General features: G+C 70.5%; 15 protein-coding genes. 4 read left to right on the top strand and 11 right to left on the bottom strand.

Annotation, left to right across the window (positions count from 1 at the left end; all coding sequences use genetic code 11):
- Positions 1 to 575: 575 nt before the first annotated feature.
- The gene (locus AAHZ94_RS01765) at positions 576 to 2,189 is read right to left on the bottom strand and encodes a DUF4192 domain-containing protein (RefSeq protein ID WP_349990034.1); all 1,614 of its coding nucleotides are present in this window, start codon (positions 2,187 to 2,189) and stop codon (positions 576 to 578) included.
- A gap of 153 nt (positions 2,190 to 2,342) precedes the next feature.
- Between AAHZ94_RS01765 and AAHZ94_RS01760 the strand changes: the two genes are divergently transcribed.
- Positions 2,343 to 4,508 (top strand): RecQ family ATP-dependent DNA helicase, encoded by a 2,166-nt coding sequence (locus tag AAHZ94_RS01760; RefSeq protein WP_349990033.1) that lies wholly within the window; start codon positions 2,343 to 2,345, stop codon positions 4,506 to 4,508.
- 217 nt (positions 4,509 to 4,725) lie between these two features.
- Positions 4,726 to 5,346, top strand: a complete 621-nt coding sequence (locus AAHZ94_RS01755; protein ID WP_349990032.1) for a hypothetical protein — start codon at positions 4,726 to 4,728, stop codon at positions 5,344 to 5,346.
- Positions 5,347 to 5,524: 178 nt separating this feature from the next.
- On the opposite strand, the gene AAHZ94_RS01750 is transcribed toward AAHZ94_RS01755, so the two are convergent.
- The 5 genes from AAHZ94_RS01750 to AAHZ94_RS01730 all read right to left on the bottom strand — a co-directional run bounded on the left by AAHZ94_RS01750 (position 5,525) and on the right by AAHZ94_RS01730 (position 10,733).
- Positions 5,525 to 6,145 (bottom strand): hypothetical protein, encoded by a 621-nt coding sequence (locus AAHZ94_RS01750; protein WP_349990031.1) that lies wholly within the window; start codon positions 6,143 to 6,145, stop codon positions 5,525 to 5,527.
- A gap of 59 nt (positions 6,146 to 6,204) precedes the next feature.
- Positions 6,205 to 6,918, bottom strand: a complete 714-nt coding sequence (gene rnhB, locus AAHZ94_RS01745; protein WP_349990030.1) for a ribonuclease HII — start codon at positions 6,916 to 6,918, stop codon at positions 6,205 to 6,207.
- Positions 6,919 to 7,477: 559 nt separating this feature from the next.
- Entirely contained in the window at positions 7,478 to 8,371 is an 894-nt protein-coding gene (locus AAHZ94_RS01740; protein WP_349990029.1) for an ADP-ribosylglycohydrolase family protein, read from the bottom strand.
- Positions 8,361 to 9,041 (bottom strand): histidine phosphatase family protein, encoded by a 681-nt coding sequence (locus tag AAHZ94_RS01735; protein WP_349990028.1) that lies wholly within the window; start codon positions 9,039 to 9,041, stop codon positions 8,361 to 8,363. Before AAHZ94_RS01735 ends, AAHZ94_RS01740 begins: the two co-directional genes overlap by 11 nt.
- Positions 9,042 to 9,050: 9 nt before the next feature.
- Complete coding sequence (locus AAHZ94_RS01730) at positions 9,051 to 10,733, bottom strand: ABC-F family ATP-binding cassette domain-containing protein (RefSeq protein WP_349990027.1); 1,683 nt, start codon at positions 10,731 to 10,733, stop codon at positions 9,051 to 9,053.
- A gap of 98 nt (positions 10,734 to 10,831) precedes the next feature.
- Here AAHZ94_RS01730 and AAHZ94_RS01725 point away from each other — a divergent pair, with 98 nt between their 5' ends.
- Positions 10,832 to 11,506 (top strand): TetR/AcrR family transcriptional regulator, encoded by a 675-nt coding sequence (locus AAHZ94_RS01725; protein WP_349990026.1) that lies wholly within the window; start codon positions 10,832 to 10,834, stop codon positions 11,504 to 11,506.
- A 255-nt stretch (positions 11,507 to 11,761) separates the two neighbouring features.
- Here the strand turns inward: AAHZ94_RS01725 and AAHZ94_RS01720 are convergent, their stop codons facing one another.
- The 4 genes from AAHZ94_RS01720 to nrdR all read right to left on the bottom strand — a co-directional run bounded on the left by AAHZ94_RS01720 (position 11,762) and on the right by nrdR (position 17,009).
- Positions 11,762 to 12,367, bottom strand: coding sequence for a YdbC family protein (locus AAHZ94_RS01720; protein WP_349990025.1), 606 nt, complete (start codon positions 12,365 to 12,367; stop codon positions 11,762 to 11,764).
- A 33-nt stretch (positions 12,368 to 12,400) separates the two neighbouring features.
- Positions 12,401 to 13,315 (bottom strand): arylamine N-acetyltransferase family protein, encoded by a 915-nt coding sequence (locus AAHZ94_RS01715; RefSeq protein WP_349990024.1) that lies wholly within the window; start codon positions 13,313 to 13,315, stop codon positions 12,401 to 12,403.
- A gap of 252 nt (positions 13,316 to 13,567) precedes the next feature.
- Complete coding sequence (locus AAHZ94_RS01710) at positions 13,568 to 16,432, bottom strand: vitamin B12-dependent ribonucleotide reductase (RefSeq protein WP_349990023.1); 2,865 nt, start codon at positions 16,430 to 16,432, stop codon at positions 13,568 to 13,570.
- Between the two features lie 115 nt (positions 16,433 to 16,547).
- Positions 16,548 to 17,009: a transcriptional regulator NrdR gene (nrdR, locus tag AAHZ94_RS01705; RefSeq protein WP_414726040.1), complete on the bottom strand. Its 462-nt coding sequence runs from the start codon at positions 17,007 to 17,009 to the stop codon at positions 16,548 to 16,550.
- Positions 17,010 to 17,682: 673 nt separating this feature from the next.
- Here nrdR and lexA point away from each other — a divergent pair.
- Positions 17,683 to 18,471: a transcriptional repressor LexA gene (gene lexA / locus AAHZ94_RS01700; protein ID WP_349990022.1), complete on the top strand. Its 789-nt coding sequence runs from the start codon at positions 17,683 to 17,685 to the stop codon at positions 18,469 to 18,471.
- A gap of 264 nt (positions 18,472 to 18,735) precedes the next feature.
- Here lexA and AAHZ94_RS01695 read toward each other — a convergent pair whose 3' ends face one another.
- Positions 18,736 to 20,793: an ATP-dependent DNA helicase gene (locus AAHZ94_RS01695; protein ID WP_349990021.1), complete on the bottom strand. Its 2,058-nt coding sequence runs from the start codon at positions 20,791 to 20,793 to the stop codon at positions 18,736 to 18,738.
- Positions 20,794 to 20,850: the final 57 nt, after the last annotated feature.

The following is a 20,850-nucleotide window of genomic DNA, read 5'->3' as shown; positions in this document are numbered from 1 at the left end:
TGTACTGCCTCGACGAGATCCACCGCACGACCGCGTACATCAGCCTAACCACTCGTAGGCCAACGGCCCACACTCTTCTCACCTCTCCTTCTCAACTCCCGTGCTCTCCTGCGGTCCTGCGGTCCTCCAAGCCCCCGATCTACGCTGCGACCCGGGGCCGCGACACCGCACGCCGACGCCCGCCCCGCGCCTCCGTGGGATCGCATCCGCCCCCAGCACCTGCCTCGTGCGAAGCCACGCGCAGGTGGCACCGCGCTGTTGCTGTTGCTGTTGCTGTTGCTGTTGCTGTTGCTGTTGCTGCCAGGGTCGGCGGCGGCCGGTGCGGCGCGCTGTCGTTGGGGAATCCGCAGCGCGGGCGGGGACCGCTCCCTGCGAGTACTCCGGCCAACGTGATCGCTACGCGCATCCGCTGTGCGGGCGGGGCACTCCGGGAGGACCCGGCCGGCGGGAGGGCACCGGAGCACGGGCCAGGCGGCCGACCGCGAGCCGCGTCCCAGGCGCCGAGCGAGGCTCATGGCAGCCGGCTCGCCGCAAGGTGGCAGCCGGTCGGTGACCCGCTCGCCGGCCCGGCGGCACTAGCTCCGGCCGTTCGCGTCCCGCGGGCCGCCCCGGCGCGGCATCCGGTGCCGCCCGCCCGGGCCGCGCGACTCCCCCGCGCCCCTACCCGATGCCGGCCGGCTCCCCCTGCTCGGCCGCGCCTCCGTGCCGCGTCGCCGCTGACGCGGGACCAGGGGCAGGGAGCCCGTGGGCCCAGAGGCCCCCAGGGAACTCAAGGCAGAGGCGTCGCCGCCTGGGCCATCGCCCGCACGGTCGGGTGCAGCCGCACCACGCTGCGCCTCCGCCACCTCGGTTCCGTTCCCCGTCTCGCTCGTGGGCTGCGGCGACTGCTGCGCGGGCTCCTGCCGCCCCGTACACGAGACCGTGCTTCGCGCGCTCCGTTGGCGTACGACCTTCGTGGTCTTCTCGTCGAGCCGGCACAGCTCGCCCTGAACGGCCGCCCGCAACGCACCGTCCGCCGACCGCCTGGCCCGCTCCACGCGCAGCGACTGGCGCAGCGGCTCGGGGTCGATGCCTTCGTTGCACGCCTGGTGCAGCAACTTGGCGAACACGTAGTCGGGATCGGCGTGCAGGGCGCGGCTGAGCGCGACCTTGGCCTCGGGCTCGTCACCCAGCGACCAGGCGACCCAGCCCGCCAGGGCCAGCGGTGCCGCCGCGTGCTCCCCGTAGACACCGACGCAGCGTCGGGCGAGCGCCCGCCACATGCGCAGTGCGGGCTCCGCCTGCGGTCCTTCCATCCATTCCGCGGCCTGGTCGCGGGTGACGCGGTCCTGTAGTCCGAGGATGATCTCGGCTGCTTCGCTCTGGGCGAGGAGGGCGTCGTCCCGATCGTCCGCCGCCGAGCGCCCAGCCACCGGCGCGGCCTGGCCGAAACGTCCAAGGACGCGTTCGGCGAGGTCGAGCGTCCGTGAGCGCACCGCGGTGGCGGAAGATCCCAGCATGGCGGGGACGAGGTTGCTGGCTGCCTGGTCGAGTGCCTGCTCCTGCTCGGGCGCGCGGGAGACGGACAGCGGTGCGAGCCTGGCCTCCATCTGTCGTAAGGAGCCCCGGACCTGGATTCCGGCGTACGTCGCGGCGGCGGCCATCCGCGAGGTGCCGGGCAGGATCAGTGGCGTGCCTTCGGGAGAGCAGCAGCGCGGGTCAGGGCAGCAGTAGGACCAGAAGGTGCCGTCCGAGATGCACAGCGCCTCCAGGACCGGGGCGTCGAGCTTGCCGCAGGCGACGCGGAGTTGCTGGGCGAGCGGACGGAGCCGCTCCATCACCTGCTGCCCTTCCTCGCCGCGATGGGGGTCCTGACAGAGGAAGAGGATCACGCCGGTGACCTGGACTCCCCGCCTGCGGCTGTCCGTGATCAGGCAGTCCGCCAACTGGTCACAGGTCTCGGGCCAGTCCTGCGTGGTGGCCGGGAGGCCGAGGCGCAGCCGCCCTCCGAAGCGGCCCCGCTCACCTTGCAACGCGAGCATGACCACGCTGTCGGTCGGATGGAAGCCCAGCAGATACGGGAGGGCATCGGCGAGCTCGGCCGGGCTGCGCAGGGTGACCTGGGGGAGTTCGGAGCTGAGTGTGGGCTGGTGCGGGCCCGGTTTGTCGTCGGCGTCGAAGGGGCTGAAGGGCTCGTTGCGGTTCGTCATGGCCCGAGGTTCGCGTGCTCCGCAAGATCCCACCAGACCTGTGGATAACTCGTAGATTATCCCATTGTCGTATTAATAGGGTGAGGGGCGGAGTTATCCACAGGCTGCCGGGTCCATTCGCGTGATGTCAGTGGCATCGGGTTGCATGGGGGCATGACCAACGACGAACTCCGCGTCTCCGCCGACCGTGTCCTCTCCCGCCTCGTCGGCGATACGACGGGCACGGCGAAGCTGCGCGAGGACCAGTGGCGCGCCATCGAGGCGCTCGTGGCCGACCACCGCAGGGCGCTGGTCGTGCAGCGCACCGGCTGGGGCAAGTCGGCGGTCTACTTCGTGGCGACGGCACTGCTCAGGGAGCGCGGCAGTGGGCCCACGGTGATCGTCTCGCCGCTCCTGGCCCTCATGCGCAACCAGGTGGAGGCCGCCGAGCGGGCCGGCATCCGCGCACGCACCATCAACTCCGCCAACATCGAGGAATGGGAGACCGTCCAGGCGGAAGTGGCCGAGGGCACCGTAGACGTGCTCCTCGTCAGCCCCGAGCGGCTCAACAATCCCGACTTCCGCGATCAGGTGCTGCCCAAGCTCGCCGCCTCCACGGGGCTGCTCGTCGTCGACGAGGCGCACTGCATCTCCGACTGGGGACACGACTTCCGCCCTGACTACCGCCGTCTGCGCACCATGCTGGCGGACCTACGACCGGACGTCCCCGTGCTGGCCACCACCGCCACCGCCAACGCCCGGGTGACCAAGGACGTCGCCGAGCAGCTAGGCACCGGCGAGGGAACCGCGGAGACCCTCGTGCTGCGCGGCCCGCTGGACCGGGAGAGCCTGAGCCTCGGCGTGCTGAACCTCCCGGACGCGGCGCACCGCCTGGCATGGCTCGCCGATCACCTCAACGAGTTGCCGGGCTCGGGCATCATCTACACCCTCACCGTCTCCGCGGCGGACGAAGTGACCGCATACCTTCGGCAGTGTGGGCACGAGGTCGCCGCGTACTCGGGCAAGACGGAGGACTCCGATCGGCGGGCCGCCGAGGCCGACCTCCTGGCCAACCGCGTCAAGGCGTTGGTCGCCACGTCCGCTCTGGGCATGGGCTTCGACAAGCCCGACCTCGGCTTCGTCGTGCACCTCGGCTCGCCGGCCTCCCCCATCGCCTACTACCAGCAGGTGGGCCGCGCCGGTCGCGGAGTCGAGCACGCCGAGGTGCTGCTTCTGCCCGGCCGCGAGGACGAGGCGATCTGGCGGTACTTCGCATCGCTGGCTTTCCCGTCGGAAGAGCAGGTCAGGCGCACCCTGGAGGTGCTGACGGCGGCGGGCAGGCCGCTGTCGCTGCCCGCCCTCGAACCACAGGTCGAGCTGCGCCGCTCCCGGCTGGAAACCATGCTCAAGGTCCTCGACGTCGACGGAGCGGTCCACCGCGTGCGGGGCGGCTGGACGGCCACCGGACAGCCATGGACGTACGACGCCGAGCGGTACGCCTGGGTGGCGCGTCAGCGGGCGGCCGAGCAGCAGGCCATGCGCGACTACGCCACGTCGACGGGGTGCCGGATGGAGTTCCTGCGCCGGCAGTTGGACGACGAGGCGGCCACGCCGTGCGGGCGCTGCGACAACTGTGCCCAGCCACGCTTTTCCGCCGAGGTGTCGCCCGCCGCGCTCCAGACGGCGCGTGGCGAGTTGGACCGGCCCGGCGTGGATGTCGAGCCGCGCCGCATGTGGCCCACGGGTCTGCCCGCCATCGGGGTCGAGCTCAAGGGCCGCATCCCCGTCGGACAGCAGGCCGCGCCCGGGCGGGCCCTCGGCAGGCTCTCCGACATCGGATGGGGCAATCGGCTCCGCCCCCTACTCGCCCCGCAGTCACCCGATGGCGCAGTGCCGGGCGACGTCGCCGATGCCGTGGTGACGGTGCTCGCCGACTGGGCCAAGGGGCCCGGCGGCTGGGCTTCCGGCGCACCCGACGCACCGCGCCGACCGGTAGGCGTCGTCACCCTCGACTCCCGGACCAGGCCCCGGCTGGTGCACTCGCTCGGCGAGCGGATCGCGGCCGTGGGCCGGATGCCGCTGCTCGGCACTGTGACGTACCGGGACCAGGGCATCGACACGCGCGTTCCCCGGACCAACAGCGCCCAACGGCTGCGGGCCCTGGACGGCGCCCTGATCGTGCCGCCCACCCTGGCCGACGCGCTGGCCACAGCAGGCGGCCCCGTGCTGCTCGTCGACGACTACACGGACACCGGCTGGACCCTCGCCATAGCCGCCCGACTGCTGCGACAGGCTGGCGCGGAAGGTGTGTTTCCGCTGGTTCTCGCGGTGCAGGGGTAACCCTGGGCACCCCGAGTGGCATCGACGTGAGAAATATAGGAGACATATGGCCGGATAGCGGTCGTTCTTGCTGGTTGTTCATTGCCGCGATCCAGCGTGCCGGCAAGAATTGGCTTTGGCTCCCTGGTCGTTTCATCGCCCCAGGACTGGGCGCTTCCATGGTGTGCGCCACGCCCGTCGCATCGCCCGGCTCGGGCACACAGAGGAAGGGAGGACCGTGACGTACGGCTTCGCCCCACCCCCCGCGTCAGATCCTTCTCACCGCCTGGCGCGCATACTCGAACCTGCCGAGTGGGCCACCGCGGGCATCCCCCTGCTGTCCAACCCGCGCGTGTTGATCAGCGGTCTGCACGCACGCCACGCTCCCACGCCGGCCACCGCCGTGATCGCGGTGTTGCACCAGGACGGGCGGCTCGCAGCCAGCGCCTCGTTCCGCCAGCACGGCAAGGACGCGGACGGTTGGGAGCTACGGAACGGGCTACTCGCGCGGCTGCGTCGGATCATCCCGCACGACCTGCGGCTACGGGCCCCCGTGCGTACCGCGGTGCTGTTGTACTGCCGCGAAGGCGACGGCGGCTGGACGGTGGAAGACGGTGCGTGGATGTGGGGCCTGCGGGACGCCTGCACACTGCACGGTCTGCGCTGTGGCGCGTACATCGCCATGACGCCGGGCGGCTGGCACGTACTGGGAGCCGGCCGCCACGGCCGCCGCCCGCACACGGGCTCGCCGAGCGGGCCCCTCATACCGGACGGGGCCGGCACCTCGGGCGGCGGTGGCACGCGCCCCTCCAGACCGGGCGCCGTCCCCGCCAACCCCCGGCACACCGCTGCCTGCTGACGCCCCGCGCGTGCGGTGGTGACCGCGGCCGTGGTCACCACCCAGCGCGCCGGTTCGACAGCGCCATGACAGCAGTGCGTACACGCGGGTACGCACCAACGCCACTGGCCGGACGTGCCCCGTGGGGCGCGTCCGGCTCAGGGTGTGTGCCGTATCGGTGATGTCGACCGGCTGCGGTCTAAACTCCGGCCGCCAGCATGGTGTTGATCCGCTGGGGGTCGCCGCAGACGATCAGCAGCACGCCGGCCCGCGTCAACGCCTGAGGCAACGAACGGGCAACGTCCTCGTCCGCGCCGCCGTTGACCGCGACGACCACGACGGGGCGGCCGGTGGCGCGGTCCGCATCGGCGGCAGCGTAGAAGACGTCATCGCCCGCGGCGTGCTGGGCCCAGTACGACGCGTCACCGAAGGACAGCTCGTGCACGGCCCAGGGGTGCGGGTCGCCGATGGTGAGCACCAGTACGTCGCCCGGCGCACGACCGGAGTCGAGCAGCAGGTCAACGGCCTCGTCCGCGGCGTCCAACGCACCCTGCTCGGAAGCGGGGATGAGCTGGATCTGCGGCGTGGTCGACGCCTTGGTCGGAACGGAGGGAGCGGCCGGCGCCGGCCGGGCAACATCCGCGGGCGTGCGCTGTGCCGGGGCGGCCGGGCCTCGGTTTTGTCCGGGGCGGCCGGGACGCGGAGCGGGCCGGGGGCCCGGGACGGGACGGGGGGTCGACGCGGCACGGCCGGCGGGCGGCGCTACGCGGGGACCCGGGACACTCTCGTGAATCTGAGGCTCCTCGGGGATGAGAGGCATGCGTGATGTCTATCAAACGCCAACGCGGAGCGCGTCGGCGGGTGGTGAGTTGGGGCGGGTCAGGCCCCGGTGAAGTCGAAACCGAGCTGGCCTTCGCCTTCCAAGTCGGTGGTGGTGCCCTGGGGGATGCGGGTTCGCTTGAGGTGCTGCCAGCGCGGCAGCGAGTCCAGGTAGGCCCAGGAGAGCCGGTGGTGCGGGGTGGGGCCCAAGTCCTCCAGGGCTGCACGGTGTGTGGGCGACGGGTAGCCCACGTTGTCCTCGAAGCAGAACGTCGCGCACCCGGCGCCGAGTTCCGCCATCATCGCGTCTCGCTGCACCTTGGCCAGGACCGAGGCCGCGGCCACCGCGATGCACGACTGGTCGCCCTTGATCACCGTACGAACCTGCCACGGCGCACCCAGGTAGTCGTGCTTCCCGTCGAGGATCACGGCGTCGGGGCGCACCGGAAGTGCGGTGAGCGCGCGGGTCGCGGCCAGGCGGAGTGCCTCGGTCATGCCCAGCTCGTCGATCTCCTCGGGCGAGGAGTGGCCGAGTGCGTGGGCGGTGACCCAGGTCGTCAGCTCCGCGGCGAGCCGCGTACGGCGCTCTCGTGTCAGCAGCTTCGAGTCGGTGAGCCCGGCGGGCGGGCGGCGCAAGCCGGTGATGGCTGCACAGACCGTGACCGGTCCTGCCCACGCTCCGCGGCCGACCTCGTCGACACCGGCGACGACCTTCGCTCCCGTCTTGGCGCGTAGCGAGCGCTCGACGGTGTGGGTGGGCGGTTCGTAAGGCATGGCGGTGCTAAGACTACGCCGCCCGGGTGAGGCTTTGTGCACTTGGCGCGGGGAAATTGCACGGGTGCGCGATTCTTGTGGCGGCTCGCGGGATCGGGTGGTCGTCATACCTGGATCGGCGCCGCCACGGACGGTGTCCGCGGAGCGCTGGTGCGTGCCGACGACGTCGCTGACCGTGTCCGTAACACGTCCCCGGCCAGGTCATGCGGACGGCCGCTGCCGCCCGTTCCACGGGGCGCGGGCGGCTTCAAACCCGTCAAGCCTGGCTCGACGGCTCAGAATCAGCCCGGCAGTTGGCTTGGCGCCGCACGCTTCGAACGACGCGACCGCGTGCGCATCGGCATGCGCACACGGTCACCCGGCTGTTCCGCTGCCCCCGGTCACAGGACCGGTGACCACGGCGCCGGCGTACGGCTCGGCCGCGTGGTCGTCTCGCCCGGCCCCCACCGAGCAACCAGCTCTGGGACGGCAGAGCGCTCCCACACCGTCGACGGGCGGCAACTCACACACGGGCCCGCGACTCACGCAGAGGCCCGCAATGCCGCAGAGGACACGGTGCTCAGCTCTGCCAGGTCAGCGCCCAGTCGGGGAGCTGCTCCGTCTGTTCCTGCCACTCGGCGGGCGGAGCGCCCGCCTCCCGTGCGGCGACGACCCCGCCGACGATCGCGCAGGTGGTGTCCACGTCCCCACCGGCCTGAGCCGTCACCCAGAACGCCTGCTCGAAGGAGGCGAGGTTGCTGGCCGCGGCCCACAGGGCGAAGGGAACGGTGTCGTGGGCGCTGGTGCGGCGGCCACACCCGAGCACGGCGGCGACGGTGACCGGGTCGTCGAAGTCCAGCATGTCGCGCGCCCGGCGCAGACCGGCCTGGACGGCACTGCGCGGTACGAGCGCCACCACCTGCGCCAGCAGCCGGTCCGGCTCCCGCGGCCCGGCCGGGTCGGCGACCAACGCTGCTGCCGCCGCCACCGCCATCGCCCCGGCGACCGCCTCGCGGTGCTGGTGGGTCGTGTACGCGGAGATCTCCGCCTGGTGCGTCGCCTGCTCGGCGTCCCCGGCGTACCAGGCGCCCAGCGGGGCGATGCGCATCGCGGCGCCATTGCCCCAGGAACCCTGGCCGTTGAAGAGCGCTGAGGCCAGTTCACGCCAGTCCGCACCCTCTCTGACCAGCCTCAACATGCGGTTGACCGCTGGGCCGTAGCCACGGTCGAAGTCATGGTGGGTGGCGAAGGACTCGGCCAGTGCGTCTTGATCGACACGGCCGTGCGTGGCCAGTACGGCAAGCACCGAGCAGGCCATCTCGGTGTCATCGGTCCACTGCCAGGGGCCGGGCGGCACCGTACGTGCTTGCAGGGAAGGGTAGTTGGCGGGGACGAAGAACTGGGAGCCGAGGGCGTCGCCCACGGCGAGCCCGCGCAGACTGGCGTGGGCGCGTTGGATGCGGTCAGCGGTCATCGCAGCGAACTCTAACCGGTAGCGGATACGGCTCGGGCGTACACCAACGCTCGAAGGGACGGTCCAGTCGGTACCTTCCGTCCGTGTCGAGCAGCAGGGTCCGATGCTCGGCATTGCCCGGATTGGACAGCGACTCGAACTCGGCCACGCTCCAGTGGAACCAGCGCATGCAGAACAGGCGCATGGTCAGCCCATGGGTCACCAGCAGCACGTTCGACGGATGGTTCGGGTCCTCGAAGCTGCGCCACAGGCTCTCCAGGAAGGCACCGACGCGGTCGTACACGTCCGCGCCCGACTCGCCTTGCGCGAACCGGTAGAAGAAGTGACCGTACGCGTCGCGGTACGCCTTCTGTTTGCGAACGTCTTCCCGGTCCTGCCAGTTGCCCCAGTCCTGCTCGCGAAGGCGCGGCTCTTCCCGCACCCGCGTCCGCGACGGGTTGAGCCCGAGCAGGTGGAACGTCTCGTGGGTACGGCGGTACGGGGAGACGTAGGCGGAGATCGACTCGGTCCCGAAGGTCCGCCGCAGTACCGCACCCGCCTCGGCGGCCTGCCGCTGACCGGTGGGCGTCAGGGCCAGCGCATGGTCGGGCTCCCTTTCGTAGACGGAGTCGTCGACGTTGCCCTCGGACTCGCCGTGCCGGATGAGGACGATGCGCTGGGGTCGTGCCATGCCGCCACCCTAGATCGCCTCACGCGCTCCTGCCCCGGCGAGCGCCTCCCCGTGGCTGTTCGGCCGGGTGCCCGGCGGCTGCTGGGCATCGAGTCGGCCCGCTTTCATTTCGCGGTGCGTCCCGGTGAACCGGCTGCGCATGAGTCGATCGTGGGTGACGACGACCAGCGCTCCGGACCAGTGCGCCAGGGCCGTCTCCAGCTCTTCCACCAGGTCGAGCGCGAGGTGGTTGGTCGGCTCGTCGAGCAGCAGCAGGTCCATCGGCCGGGCCAGCAGTCGGGCGAGGGCGAGACGGCGGCGCTGCCCGACTGAGAGCGAGCCCACCGGTAGGTGGAAGTCACGCTCGCGAAAGAGCCCGTACGACAACAGTTGCGCGGCGTGTTCGTCCGGCCCGTGCGGCAGTCCTCGGCCGAAGACCGACAGGAGGCGTTCCCTGGGGTTGCCGACGGGGATCTCCTGTGCGAGGTAGCCGATGCGTCCGCGACGGCTGACGCGTCCGTCGTCGGGTGGGAGGACCCCGGCCATCACCTGGAGCAGCGTTGACTTGCCGGCGCCGTTGCCACCGTGGACGAGCAGTCGCTCGCCCGCCCGTATGGAGAGCGAGTCCACGAGCAGACGGTCGCCCACCCGCACGTCTTCCAGGGCGACCAGTTCTCCGCTAGCCGTTCCGAGCGCCGGGCGGGCGGCGAAGCGGAGCGGGGCCGGCGGTGGGGGCACCGGGTCCGCGTGGAGCCGTCGCAGTCTTTCCTGAGCGTTGCGCACCCTGCTGGATACGGACGCCTGCACCCGCCCCCTATCTCGGCCGTAGGCCATCTTGTTGCCGTCCTTCCGGGCCCGTCCCGGTGCCACCCGCGACGCGGTGGTCACGGAGGACTCGGCGACCGCGGCGACCTCGGCGCACCACTCCCGGTGGGACTGCTCCCACCGGTGCCGGGCCGCGGCGCGCTCCGCCACGAACCCCGGATACCCGCCGCCGTACCGCACGAGCGTGCGGCGGTCGCCGTCCACTTCCACCAGGGCTGTCGCTATCCGTTCCAGGAAGACGCGGTCGTGGGAGATGGCGAGCACCGTGCCGCGGTGGCTGCGCAGCGACTCTTCCAACCAGGTCAGCGCCGCCCCGTCAAGGTGGTTGGTCGGCTCGTCCAGCAGCATGACTTCGGGTGCCGCCGCCAGCATGCAGGCCAGCCCGAGCCGGGCCTGCTCGCCGCCGGAGAGCTCACCGAGCCGCCGCTCACGCCCGACGCCGGCCAGGCCGAGCGCCGTCAGGGCCCTGCCGATCCGTGCGTCCGCCTCGTACCCACCGCGGGCTTCGAACGCGGTGAGCAGTTCGCCGTACGCGTCCAACTGATCGCGATCGGCCGTGCCCAGGGTGCGCTCCAGCGCGCGCAGCCTGCGCTCCATCTCCCTGAGCTCGCCGAGTGCTTGATCTATGGCGTCCGCAACGCTGCGGTTCGGGGACAGTTCCGGGGTCTGCGCGAGGTAGCCCACTCCGCCATCGGCGGTGCAGGTCACCTCGCCGCGGTCGGGGCGGTCGACCCCGGCGACCAGGCGCAGCAGTGTCGACTTGCCCGAGCCGTTCTCCCCCACGATGCCGATCCGCTCGCCGGGCCGCACCGAGAAGGTGACGTCGTCGAGCAGGAGGCGATCGCCGCGGGAGACGGTGACCGCACGGAGCGAGATCTGTGTAGGCATTGCCCTCCCAAGATTTCCCATCAGGACTTCAAATGCAACTCAAGTTGCGTTACGCTCAGCATGACACGCTCGCCCCCTTAACGCAATCGGAGTTGCATATGGTTCGGGAGTCCGCCACCACGCCGGGCACCGTGCGCCCCGGCGGACGCACCGCACGCACCCGCGCCGCCGTACGGGACGCCGTCATCACCGGCCTGACCGATCACGGATATCCGGGCCTGACCGTCGAGTACGTCGCGGAGCACTCCGGAGTGCACAAGACGACGCTCTACCGACGCTGGGGAGGCGTCGAAGGGCTCATCGTGGACGCGCTGGACCTGGCCGGAGAAGATTCCTGGACGCCGCCGGACACCGGCACCCTCGAAGGCGATCTCCGCGCCTTGGCCAGCGAGGTGACCACCACCTTCGGTGACCCGGCGACGGCTGCGGCTCCTGGCGCCTTCATCGCGGCGGCCTTCCAGTCGGAGCACGCCGCTCAGGGACTGCACACCTTCTACCGCGAACGTTTCAAGCGGTGCGGCCCCCTCATCGAGCGGGCCGTCCAGCGCGGCGAGGCACCCCCGGGCACCGATGCGGCAGCCGTGGTCAGCGCCGTCTCCGCCCCGCTCTTCTTCCGCCTCTTCATCACCCGGGAGCCCGTCGACGCGATCGATGCCGAGCGAAGCGCGCTGGCCGCTCTGGCCGCGACGCGAGCCGGGGCATACATAGGCCCCGGTTCCCCCACTCCCGCCGAGCAGCAGAGCCCGGCCGGCGCAGCGCCCGCCACTGACTGACGGGCCTCCGGGGCGCCGCGCGCCCCGGCGCCCCGATGCGCCCGGCCAGCCCGCCGCTGCACGGAGCAGCCCTAAGAGCGCCAGGCTCCAGCCCACCGCCGACGGGCCCCGCCACCAGCGGCGACGCCCACAAGGAAGGACCCCGAACGGGGCGAGCAGAGAGGAGGATCATGTCGAAACCAGCGCGGTACGGAGTGGTCGTACGGGTCGTCGTGGACTTCCTCAGGTGGTGCTACGCGGCGGGGACCGCGGTGTTCACACCGTCCAGGACGGCTCGATGGCGACGACGTCGCCCGTCACCGCCGTCACATCCGTGTCCACCTCGGCCCGGTCTCCGAGCCGCTGCACCCGACCTTCCCGGTACTTGCCGTGTTCGGCCGCCGAGTTCCACATGGAGAGCACGAGGAACTCGTGGCCGGGAGCCTGACCGAATACGCCGCGCAGCATGCCAGGAGAGCCGGCCATTGCCGGATTCCACACCTGCTCCTGCATCAGCGTGAAGTGCTCGACCCTGTCTTCGTGCACCTGGCAGTGCGCCACGCGCACCACGTCCACGTCGCCGAACTGCGGCTCGAAGCCCACCTTCACGTCGAACTGCCGCTCAAAGAGCAGGACCTGCATGTCGGTGAAGGTGCTCGCCTGTCCTGCTGACAGGCGGTCATGCGACCGCGCCATGAAGGAGTCGTAGAACGACCTGCTCTCCCAGAAACCGAAGACGTGCGCCACGTTCGGGCGCTGTCGACTCCACCCGCCGCCCTGCCCACGGAAGCCCGGCTCGTTGAGCAACCCCGCCCACTCTCGCTGCCCACGCTCGAACCCGGGACGGTCAACCACGGAACAACGAATCCACTTGACCAGCACCGCGCCATCGTACGGCCCCCAAGGCCACCGCCGTCACAAACCGGAGGCATACCCCTGGACAAGCTTTTCCGCTTCGACGGCGCTCAGTTCGATGCCGAACTCGCTGAGCAGCACATCAGCCAGCTCGTCGCCGGCGATCTGTCGTGCGTGTTGGCTGCCGTCAGGGCGTGCGACGGACAGCCGCGCGCCGATCAAGTTACGTCGCACGCTGGGCTCAGTCCGTTGGACGACGGGCCGGGAGACGAAGGGAGATCGCGCATGGGTCGAGACGTAGTAGCTGCGAAGTTCATAGTCCACCGGGTAGCGCTCTTCTGCGGTGAAGGCGTACAGGTCGAACCATCCGTCCGGGTGCAACGACCGCAGCGACCACACCCCCTTGGCCTCGCTGACCAGCCCGAAGGTCCAGTCACCCTGCCCCTGTCTGGCACCGTCGGCCCAGGGAAGCGGTTCCAACAGGCCCTCCCCGCCGAACCCCACGTCCGCGATCCAGTCCGCGCCGTCCACCGCGACCCGGAGCAGCATGTGCGTCTCGGCCAGGAGTTTGTCCGACCCCATGCGTACGCGGGCGCCAAGTCCCGTCACCTGGAAGCCGATCCGTTCCAGCACCGCGGCGAAGAGCAGGTTCTGTTCGTAGCAGTAGCCGCCGCGCCGCTGCCGCACCATCTTGGTTTGCAGGGCCTCGATGTCCAGCGTGATCGGCTGCCCCAGCAGGATGTCCAGGTTCTCGAAGGGGATCGCCGCGACATGGGCGCGATGCAGGGTGCGCAGAGTCTCCAGGTCGGGGCCGAGGTCTTGCGTCTCACCGACCGGGGGTTCGCCCTGGTTCGGGTTCCGGGCCGACGCAGCGGCGTCAGCGGTAGTAGTGGTCTCGACAGCCCCGACCACGCCCACGCGCGCCAGGTAGGCGTCCAGGTCCAGCCGGTCGCCGCCCCACATGAGCTCGCCCATTCGCGCTTCCTCTCCCCACTCTCGGCACGCCAGCCAAGACCGATCCCTTCCAAAAGGGGCATTGTTCTGGAGAACCCCACAGCACCCCACGGGGCACGCCGGCCGAAGGGCGCGTACGGACGTCACGCGTGCGAAGCCGGGCCGGTCGCCCCCGCACGTCTCACGTCGCGCGGCAGACGCGAGATGGGGTGCCGACGCAAGCGTCGACACCCCACCCGATCAGCTAGTTCAAGCCCACCACCGGGCCTGCGGTCAGCTACAACCGCTGGTGGACCCGCATCCCTCGCACAGGTAGCAGCTACCGGCGCGGCGCATCTTGGTGCCGCAGGAGAAGCAGAGCGGAGCGTCCGCGTTCAGGCCGAGCTGCATCTCCACCAGCTCCGTGGAGTTGTGGACCTGCTTGGGCGTCGGCACGACCGTGACCTCGGGCTTGCGCTCCACCGGCTGCGGGGCGGTGAACTGGCGGGGAGCCGACTGCGCCAGCCCCTCGACGTCCACCTCGTCCTCGTTGGCCTCGTACGAACCGGTGTCCAGGTGGCGCTGCCGCTCCTCCGCCGAGTGGATACCGAGGGCCGACCGGGTCTCGAAGGGCAGGAAGTCCAACGCCAGGCGGCGGAAGATGTAGTCGACGATCGACTGGGCCATCCGCACGTCCGGGTCGTCCGTCATGCCCGCCGGCTCGAAGCGCATGTTGGTGAACTTCGAGACGTAGGTCTCCAGCGGCACGCCGTACTGCAAGCCCACCGAGACCGCGATCGAGAAGGCGTCCATCATGCCCGCGAGGGTCGAGCCCTGCTTGGACATCTTGAGGAAGACCTCGCCGAGCCCGTCGTCCGGGTAGGAGTTGGCCGTCATGTAACCCTCAGCGCCACCGACCGTGAACGAGGTGGTGATGCCGGGACGGCCCTTGGGCAGGCGGTTGCGGACCGGTCGGTACTCGACGACCTTCTCCGGCTCCGGCTCGGCCTTGGTCTCGGTTTCCTTCTTCTTCGCCGACAGCGGCTGGCCGACCTTGCAGTTGTCGCGGTAGATCGCCAGCGCCTTCAGGCCGAGCTTCCAGCCCTCGAAGTAGACCTGCTCGACCTCTTCCACCGTGGCCGACTCGGGCAGGTTCACGGTCTTGGAGATCGCGCCGGACAGGAACGGCTGGGCAGCCGCCATCATCCGTACGTGGCCCATGGCCGAGATGGCCCGCTCGCCCATCGCGCAGTCGAACACCTCGTAGTGCTCGGGGCGCAGCCCGGGGGCGTCGAGCACGTTGCCGTGCTCGGCGATGTGGCTGACGATGGCCTCGCCCTGCTCGGGCTGGTAGCCGAGCCGCTTGAGCGCCTTGGGGACCGTGTTGTTCACGATCTGCATGGAGCCGCCGCCGACCAGCTTCTTGAACTTCACCAGCGCCAGGTCGGGCTCGACACCGGTGGTGTCGCAGTCCATCATCAGGCCGATGGTGCCGGTCGGGGCCAGCACCGACGCCTGGGCGTTGCGGAAGCCGTTCTTGTCGCCGAGCCGGATGACGTCCTGCCACGCCTCGGTCGCCGCGGCCCACACCGGCGTGTCCAGGTCGTCCATCCGCCTGGCCGCACCGTTGGCGTCGGCGTGCTGCTTCATGACGCGCTTGTGGGCGTCGGCGTTGCGCGCATACCCCTCGTACGGGCCGACGACGGCCGCCAGCTCCGCCGAGCGGCGGTAGGACGTGCCGGTCATCAGCGAGGTGATGGCGCCGGCCAGCGCACGGCCGCCGTCGCTGTCGTAGGCGTGCCCGGTGGCCATCAGCAGGGCGCCGAGGTTGGCGTAGCCGATGCCGAGCTGGCGGAAGGCGCGGGTGGTCTCGCCGATCTTCTCGGTCGGGAAGTCCGCGAAGCAGATGGAGATGTCCATCGCGGTGATGACCAGCTCGACGACCTTCGCGAAGCGCTCGGCGTCGAACGACTGGTGGCCCTGGTCGTCGTCGCGGAGGAACTTCATGAGGTTGAGCGAGGCGAGGTTGCACGAGGAGTTGTCCAGGTGCATGTACTCACTGCACGGGTTGGAGGCGGTGATGCGGCCCGACTCCGGCGAGGTGTGCCAGTGGTTGATGGTGTCGTCGTACTGGATGCCCGGGTCGGCGCAGGCCCAGGCCGCCTCCGCCATCTTCCGGAACAGGCCCTTGGCGTCGACCTTGTCGATGACCTCGCCGGTCATCCGTGCCCGCAGGCCGAAGGAGTCGCCGGTCTCGACCGCTCGCATGAACTCGTCGTTGACCCGGACCGAGTTGTTGGCGTTCTGGTACTGCACGGAGGTGATGTCGTCGCCGCCCAGGTCCATGTCGAACCCGGCGTCGCGCAGCGCGCGGACCTTCTCCTCCTCCTTCACCTTGGTCTCGATGAAGGCCTCGACGTCCGGGTGGTCGACGTCGAGAACGACCATCTTGGCGGCGCGGCGGGTGGCGCCGCCCGACTTGATCGTTCCTGCAGAGGCGTCGGCACCGCGCATAAAGGACACGGGGCCCGAGGCGTTGCCGCCGGAGGAGAGCAGCTCCTTGCTGGAGCGGATGCGCGAGAGGTTCAGACCGGCGCCCGAACCGCCCTTGAAGATCATCCCCTCTTCCTTGTACCAGTCGAGGATCGACTCCATGGAGTCGTCGACGGAGAGGATGAAGCAGGCGCTGACCTGCTGCGGCTGCTTGGTCCCGACGTTGAACCAGACCGGCGAGTTGAACGAGAACACCTGGTGCAGCAGGGCGTACGTCAGCTCGTGGTCGAAGATCTCGGCATCAGCGGGCGAGGCGAAGTACCCGTGGGTCTCGCCGGCCTTGCGGTACGTGCTGACCACGCGGTCGATGAGCTGCTTCAGGCTGGACTCGCGGCTGGGGGAGCCCACGGCGCCGCGGAAGTACTTGCTGGTGACGATGTTGACCGCGTTCACCGACCAGAAGTCGGGGAACTCGACGCCGCGCTGCTCGAAGTTGACCGAGCCGTCGCGCCAATTGGTCATGACGACGTCTCGACGCTCCCAGACCACCTCGTCGTACGGGTGCACGCCGGGGGCGGTGTGGACGCGTTCGATGCGCAGGCCCTTGGTCGCCTTGCTTCCCTTGGAGCGGGAACCTCGTGCCGGGCCGCTCGTCGTCTCTGTCATTCCGCCTCCCTGATACGGGCAAAAACGCCCCATTACGCCAGTTTGTTCCATGGCGCGATGCCTGTCTGTCGCCCGTGAACGCGGAGCGCGTTCCGGGCAGGTCTGTGTGTGGCCGCTATTCGGCGGCGCGCGCCACCCCGGCGCGCAACTCCGCGACCGCGGCCTCGAAGTCCTCAAGGGACTCGAACGCCTGGTAGACGCTGGCGAAGCGCAGGTACGCGACGAGATCGAGCTCCCGCAGCGGGCCGAGTATGGCCAGGCCGACGTCATGGGTGCTCAACTCGGCGCTGCCGGTGGCACGGACCGCCTCTTCGACGCGCTGTCCGAGCTGCGCGAGGGCGTCTTCGGTGACCGGGCGCCCCTGGCACGCCTTGCGCACCCCGGAGATGACCTTGTCGCGACGGAAGGGCTCGGTGACCCCACTCCGCTTGATCACCATGAGTGACGCCGTCTCCACGGTGGTAAACCGTCGGGAGCAGTCGGGGCACTGCCGGCGCCGGCGGATGGAACAGCCGTCATCGGTGGTGCGGCTGTCGACCACGCGGCTGTCGGGGTGCCTACAGAAGGGGCAGTGCACGACTTCCTCACCCTTCCCGCCCTGAAAACGGCGCACGAAATTCAGCGTCACCAAAGCTCTGCCAGGCCCACCGGGGCCCGTCGACGCGACCCCAAGCATAGGCGAAGACCTGAGCGAGGTTTCCCCCAGGGACCACAACCTATGGGCAACTGCCGCACATCAAACCACTAGATCTGGGGGCAGCGCGTCAACATCGGCCGTGGCGTGTCGAGCGGGGACGCAGCCATGAGGGTACGGGAAACGCGGCGAGGCCGGGGCCACGGGGCGCCCGTGGCACACTGAAGGCCCACCGATCCGGGCCCGAACCGCGCCATGCACCACGGCGCCGCATGACGGCGAACCGCGCCGGGCCACACCAGAACCCGCCGGACCCGGTTCGGCCGATCCCACCCAGAACGCGCCCCACGCCACACGAAGGTCGGCCGCCCGCGACCGCCCCACACACCGCGCTCCTCACGCACAGTGACGTCGACTCCGCGGAAGGGGCCCCGCCGCGAGACAACTCCCCCGCGGGCGATACCGTAATGGCCCGAAATAGCCCCTCGCTGCATACACGAACCCTCGTGATCACGTCAGCTAATCTGCGGATTTTCACTCGAACGTGTGTTTGGCGCAACCTTTCGAAAGCAACTACCGTTGGCTAACTAGGGAGAACATATCGAGAGGGGTCGACGTGACCACGACCGCCGAAAGCGCCACCATCTCCGCCCAGGACCGCTCCCGGAACCGACCCGAATCGGCACCCACGATGAATGACGCCATCACACATCAAGAAGGGCAGCGGCCCGCCCGCTCGCTGCCCGGCCGACCTCCGGGAATTCGCGCGGACAGCTCAGGCCTCACTGACCGCCAGCGGCGTGTCATCGAGGTGATCCGCGACTCCGTGCAGCGCCGGGGCTACCCGCCGTCCATGCGGGAGATCGGGCAGGCCGTGGGCCTCTCCAGCACCTCATCCGTCGCCCATCAACTGATGGCGCTGGAGCGCAAGGGCTTTCTCCGCCGCGACCCGCACCGGCCCCGCGCCTATGAGGTCCGCGGCTCCGACCAGCCCGCCGCAGCGCCGCCCGCCGACACCACGGGCAAGCCCGCCGCCTCGTACGTACCGCTTGTCGGTCGTATCGCGGCCGGTGGGCCGATTCTGGCCGAGGAGTCGGTGGAGGACGTCTTCCCCCTTCCCCGGCAGTTGGTCGGCGACGGCGAGTTGTTCGTCCTGAAGGTGGTCGGTGACTCCATGGTGGAGGCGGCCATCTGTGACGGTGACTGGGTCACGGTGCGCCGGCAGCCGGTCGCCGAGAACGGGGACATCGTCGCGGCCATGCTGGACGGCGAGGCGACGGTGAAGCGCTTCAAGCGGGAGGACGGACACGTCTGGCTGCTCCCGCACAACGCCGCGTACCAGCCGATCCCCGGCGATGAGGCGACGATCCTCGGCAAGGTGGTGGCCGTACTGCGCCGTGTGTGATCGCCTCTCACGACCGGCCCCGGGACCACTGCGCCGGTTCCGGGGCCGCCCCTCTCCGCCTCTCCCTGCGCCTCGCCAAGGGGGCTCGTACGGACGGGCAACGCGGTACGACACGGGGTCGGTGAGCACGTACCACCCGCCCACCCCACCCTGAGGCATGCGGGCGCGAGCGCTGACGAACAGGCCCCCGGGGCCGCCCCTCTCGAACAGGGGCGGCCCCGGGGGCCTCGGCATGCGTGCGGCCCGCTGTGCGCGGGCGCTCGCCTATTCGCTCGCCTTGGCCGCGGCATCGATGGCGGCCAGCGAGCGTCGCACCTGGTTCCGATCGGTCGTGTACCAGAAGTCCGGCATCGAGGAGCGGAGGAAGCTGCCGTACCGGGCCTTCGCCAGCCGGGGGTCGAGGACCGCGACCACGCCGCGGTCGCCCGACGCACGGACCAAACGCCCGGCGCCCTGCGCCATCAGCAGCGCGGCATGCGTCGCCGCGACCGCCATGAACCCATTGCCGCCGGCTTCCTGGACCGCCGTCTGGCGGGCGCTCATCAGCGGATCGTCCGGGCGCGGGAAGGGGATGCGGTCCATCACCACCAACTGGCAACTCGGCCCGGGCACGTCCACGCCCTGCCACAGCGAGAGCGTGCCGAACAAGCAGGTGGCCGGATCTTCGGCAAAACCCTTGATCAGCTCGCCGAGCGTCTCCTCACCCTGGAGGAGGATGGGCCGGTCGATGCGCCCGCGCAGCTCCTCCGCAGCCGTCTGGGCGGCCCGCATCGAGGAGAACAGGCCGAGGGTGCGCCCGCCCGCCGCCTGGACCAGCTCGGTGAGTTCGTCGAGCATGTCGGCGCGATCGGCCTCACGGCCCGGCTGGGCCAGGTGCTGGGCGACGTACAGGATGCCCTGCTTGCGGTAGTCGAAGGGCGAGCCGACGTCCAGGCTCTTCCAGCGCGGCATGGTCGGCTCGTCCGTACCCGACTTCTCGGCCATGCCTTCCGGGGCGAGCCCCAGCGAGGCTCCCACGCCGTTGAAGTCGCCGCCGAGCTTGAGCGTCGCCGACGTCAGGACGACGGACCGGTCGGCGAAGAGCTTCTCGCGCAGCAGCCCGGACACCGACATCGGGGCGACCCGGAGCGAGGCGCCGAACCGATCATGGCGCTCGTACCACACGACGTCGTACTCCGAGCCCTCCACCACGCGCTCCGCGACGGCGTGCACGTTCTCCACCGAGGCCAGCGCCTGCTTGCGCACCGCGTCCTCGTCCGGCACCGACTTGTCGCGGGTGCTGCCGATGGCCGAGATCACCGTGCGGGACGCGTCACGCAGGGCCATCAGGGCATAGCCGAGATCCTCGGGGACCTCTTCCAGACGGCCCGGGAGGGCCAGTTCCATCAACCGCTCGAAGGTCTCGGCAGCCGTCTGGAGGGCGTCCGCCGCCTTCTCGTTGACGAGCTTGGCGGCGCGCCGCACCGCCCGGTTGACCTGGCCGGGGGTGAGTTCACCAGTGGCGGCGCCGGTGACCCGGGAGACCAGTTCATGCGCCTCGTCGATGATCAACACCTCGTGCGGGGGCAGCACCGGGGCGCCCTCGATGGCATCGATGGCCAGCAGCGCGTGGTTGGTCACGACGACGTCGGAGAGCTTGGCCCGCTCCCGGGCCGCCTCCGCGAAGCAGTCCGCGCCGTACGCGCACTTCGATGCGCCAAGACACTCCCGCGAGGAGACGGAAACCTGCGACCAGGCCCGGTCGGAGACGCCGGGGGTCAGGTCGTCCCGGTCGCCGGTCTCGGTCTCGTCCGCCCAGTCGCGCAGCCGCAACAGGTCCTTGCCCAGCCGGCTGGTCGCCTGCCCCGGCAGGGTGGCCGCGGCCTCGAACGGGTCGAAGAGCCCTTCTTCCTCATCGTGCGGCACACCCTCGTGCAGGCGGTGCAGACAGAGATAGTTGGAACGGCCCTTGAGCATGGCGAACTCGGGGCGCCGACGCAGCAGCGGGTGCAGCGCGTCGACCGTACGCGGCAGGTCACGCTCTACGAGCTGGCGCTGGAGCGCGAGCGTCGCCGTGGCGATCACCACGCGCTCGCCGTGGGCGATGGCGGGCACCAGATAGCCGAGCGACTTGCCGGTGCCCGTCCCCGCCTGGACGAGCAGGTGCGCGGGCTCGCCCGCCGCCTCACCCCCACCGTCGCCCTCGGGAAGGAAACGGGACGCGCCGATGGCCTCGGTGACGGCTTGGGCCATGCTGACCTGCCCAGGACGCTCCGTGCCGCCGCCGGCGGCGGCGGCGGCGGGGGGGGGGGCGGGGGGCGACGGGGAAGGCGAAGGCGTCATATGGAAGCCAGCCGACGGGGCACCACTGACAGCGGTCGTGCCGCGCCGCGGCGTGGG

The sequence above is a fragment of the Streptomyces sp. HSW2009 genome (genome assembly GCF_040240285.1).
Lineage (GTDB): Bacteria > Actinomycetota > Actinomycetes > Streptomycetales > Streptomycetaceae > Streptomyces.
This window is presented reverse-complemented; position numbering and strand designations above follow the sequence as displayed.

Bases quoted from the DNA above. Each gene is read 5' to 3' on its own strand.
- AAHZ94_RS01765 (WP_349990034.1), bottom strand. From the start codon at position 2,189: ATGACGAACCGCAACGAGCCCTTCAGCCCCTTCGACGCCGACGACAAA.
- AAHZ94_RS01760 (WP_349990033.1), top strand. From the start codon at position 2,343: ATGACCAACGACGAACTCCGCGTCTCCGCCGACCGTGTCCTCTCCCGC.
- AAHZ94_RS01750 (WP_349990031.1), bottom strand. From the start codon at position 6,145: ATGCCTCTCATCCCCGAGGAGCCTCAGATTCACGAGAGTGTCCCGGGT.
- rnhB (WP_349990030.1), bottom strand. From the start codon at position 6,918: ATGCCTTACGAACCGCCCACCCACACCGTCGAGCGCTCGCTACGCGCC.
- AAHZ94_RS01740 (WP_349990029.1), bottom strand. From the start codon at position 8,371: ATGACCGCTGACCGCATCCAACGCGCCCACGCCAGTCTGCGCGGGCTC.
- AAHZ94_RS01735 (WP_349990028.1), bottom strand. From the start codon at position 9,041: ATGGCACGACCCCAGCGCATCGTCCTCATCCGGCACGGCGAGTCCGAG.
- AAHZ94_RS01730 (WP_349990027.1), bottom strand. From the start codon at position 10,733: ATGCCTACACAGATCTCGCTCCGTGCGGTCACCGTCTCCCGCGGCGAT.
- AAHZ94_RS01725 (WP_349990026.1), top strand. From the start codon at position 10,832: ATGGTTCGGGAGTCCGCCACCACGCCGGGCACCGTGCGCCCCGGCGGA.
- AAHZ94_RS01715 (WP_349990024.1), bottom strand. From the start codon at position 13,315: ATGGGCGAGCTCATGTGGGGCGGCGACCGGCTGGACCTGGACGCCTAC.
- AAHZ94_RS01710 (WP_349990023.1), bottom strand. From the start codon at position 16,432: ATGACAGAGACGACGAGCGGCCCGGCACGAGGTTCCCGCTCCAAGGGA.
- AAHZ94_RS01695 (WP_349990021.1), bottom strand. From the start codon at position 20,793: ATGACGCCTTCGCCTTCCCCGTCGCCCCCCGCCCCCCCCCCCGCCGCC.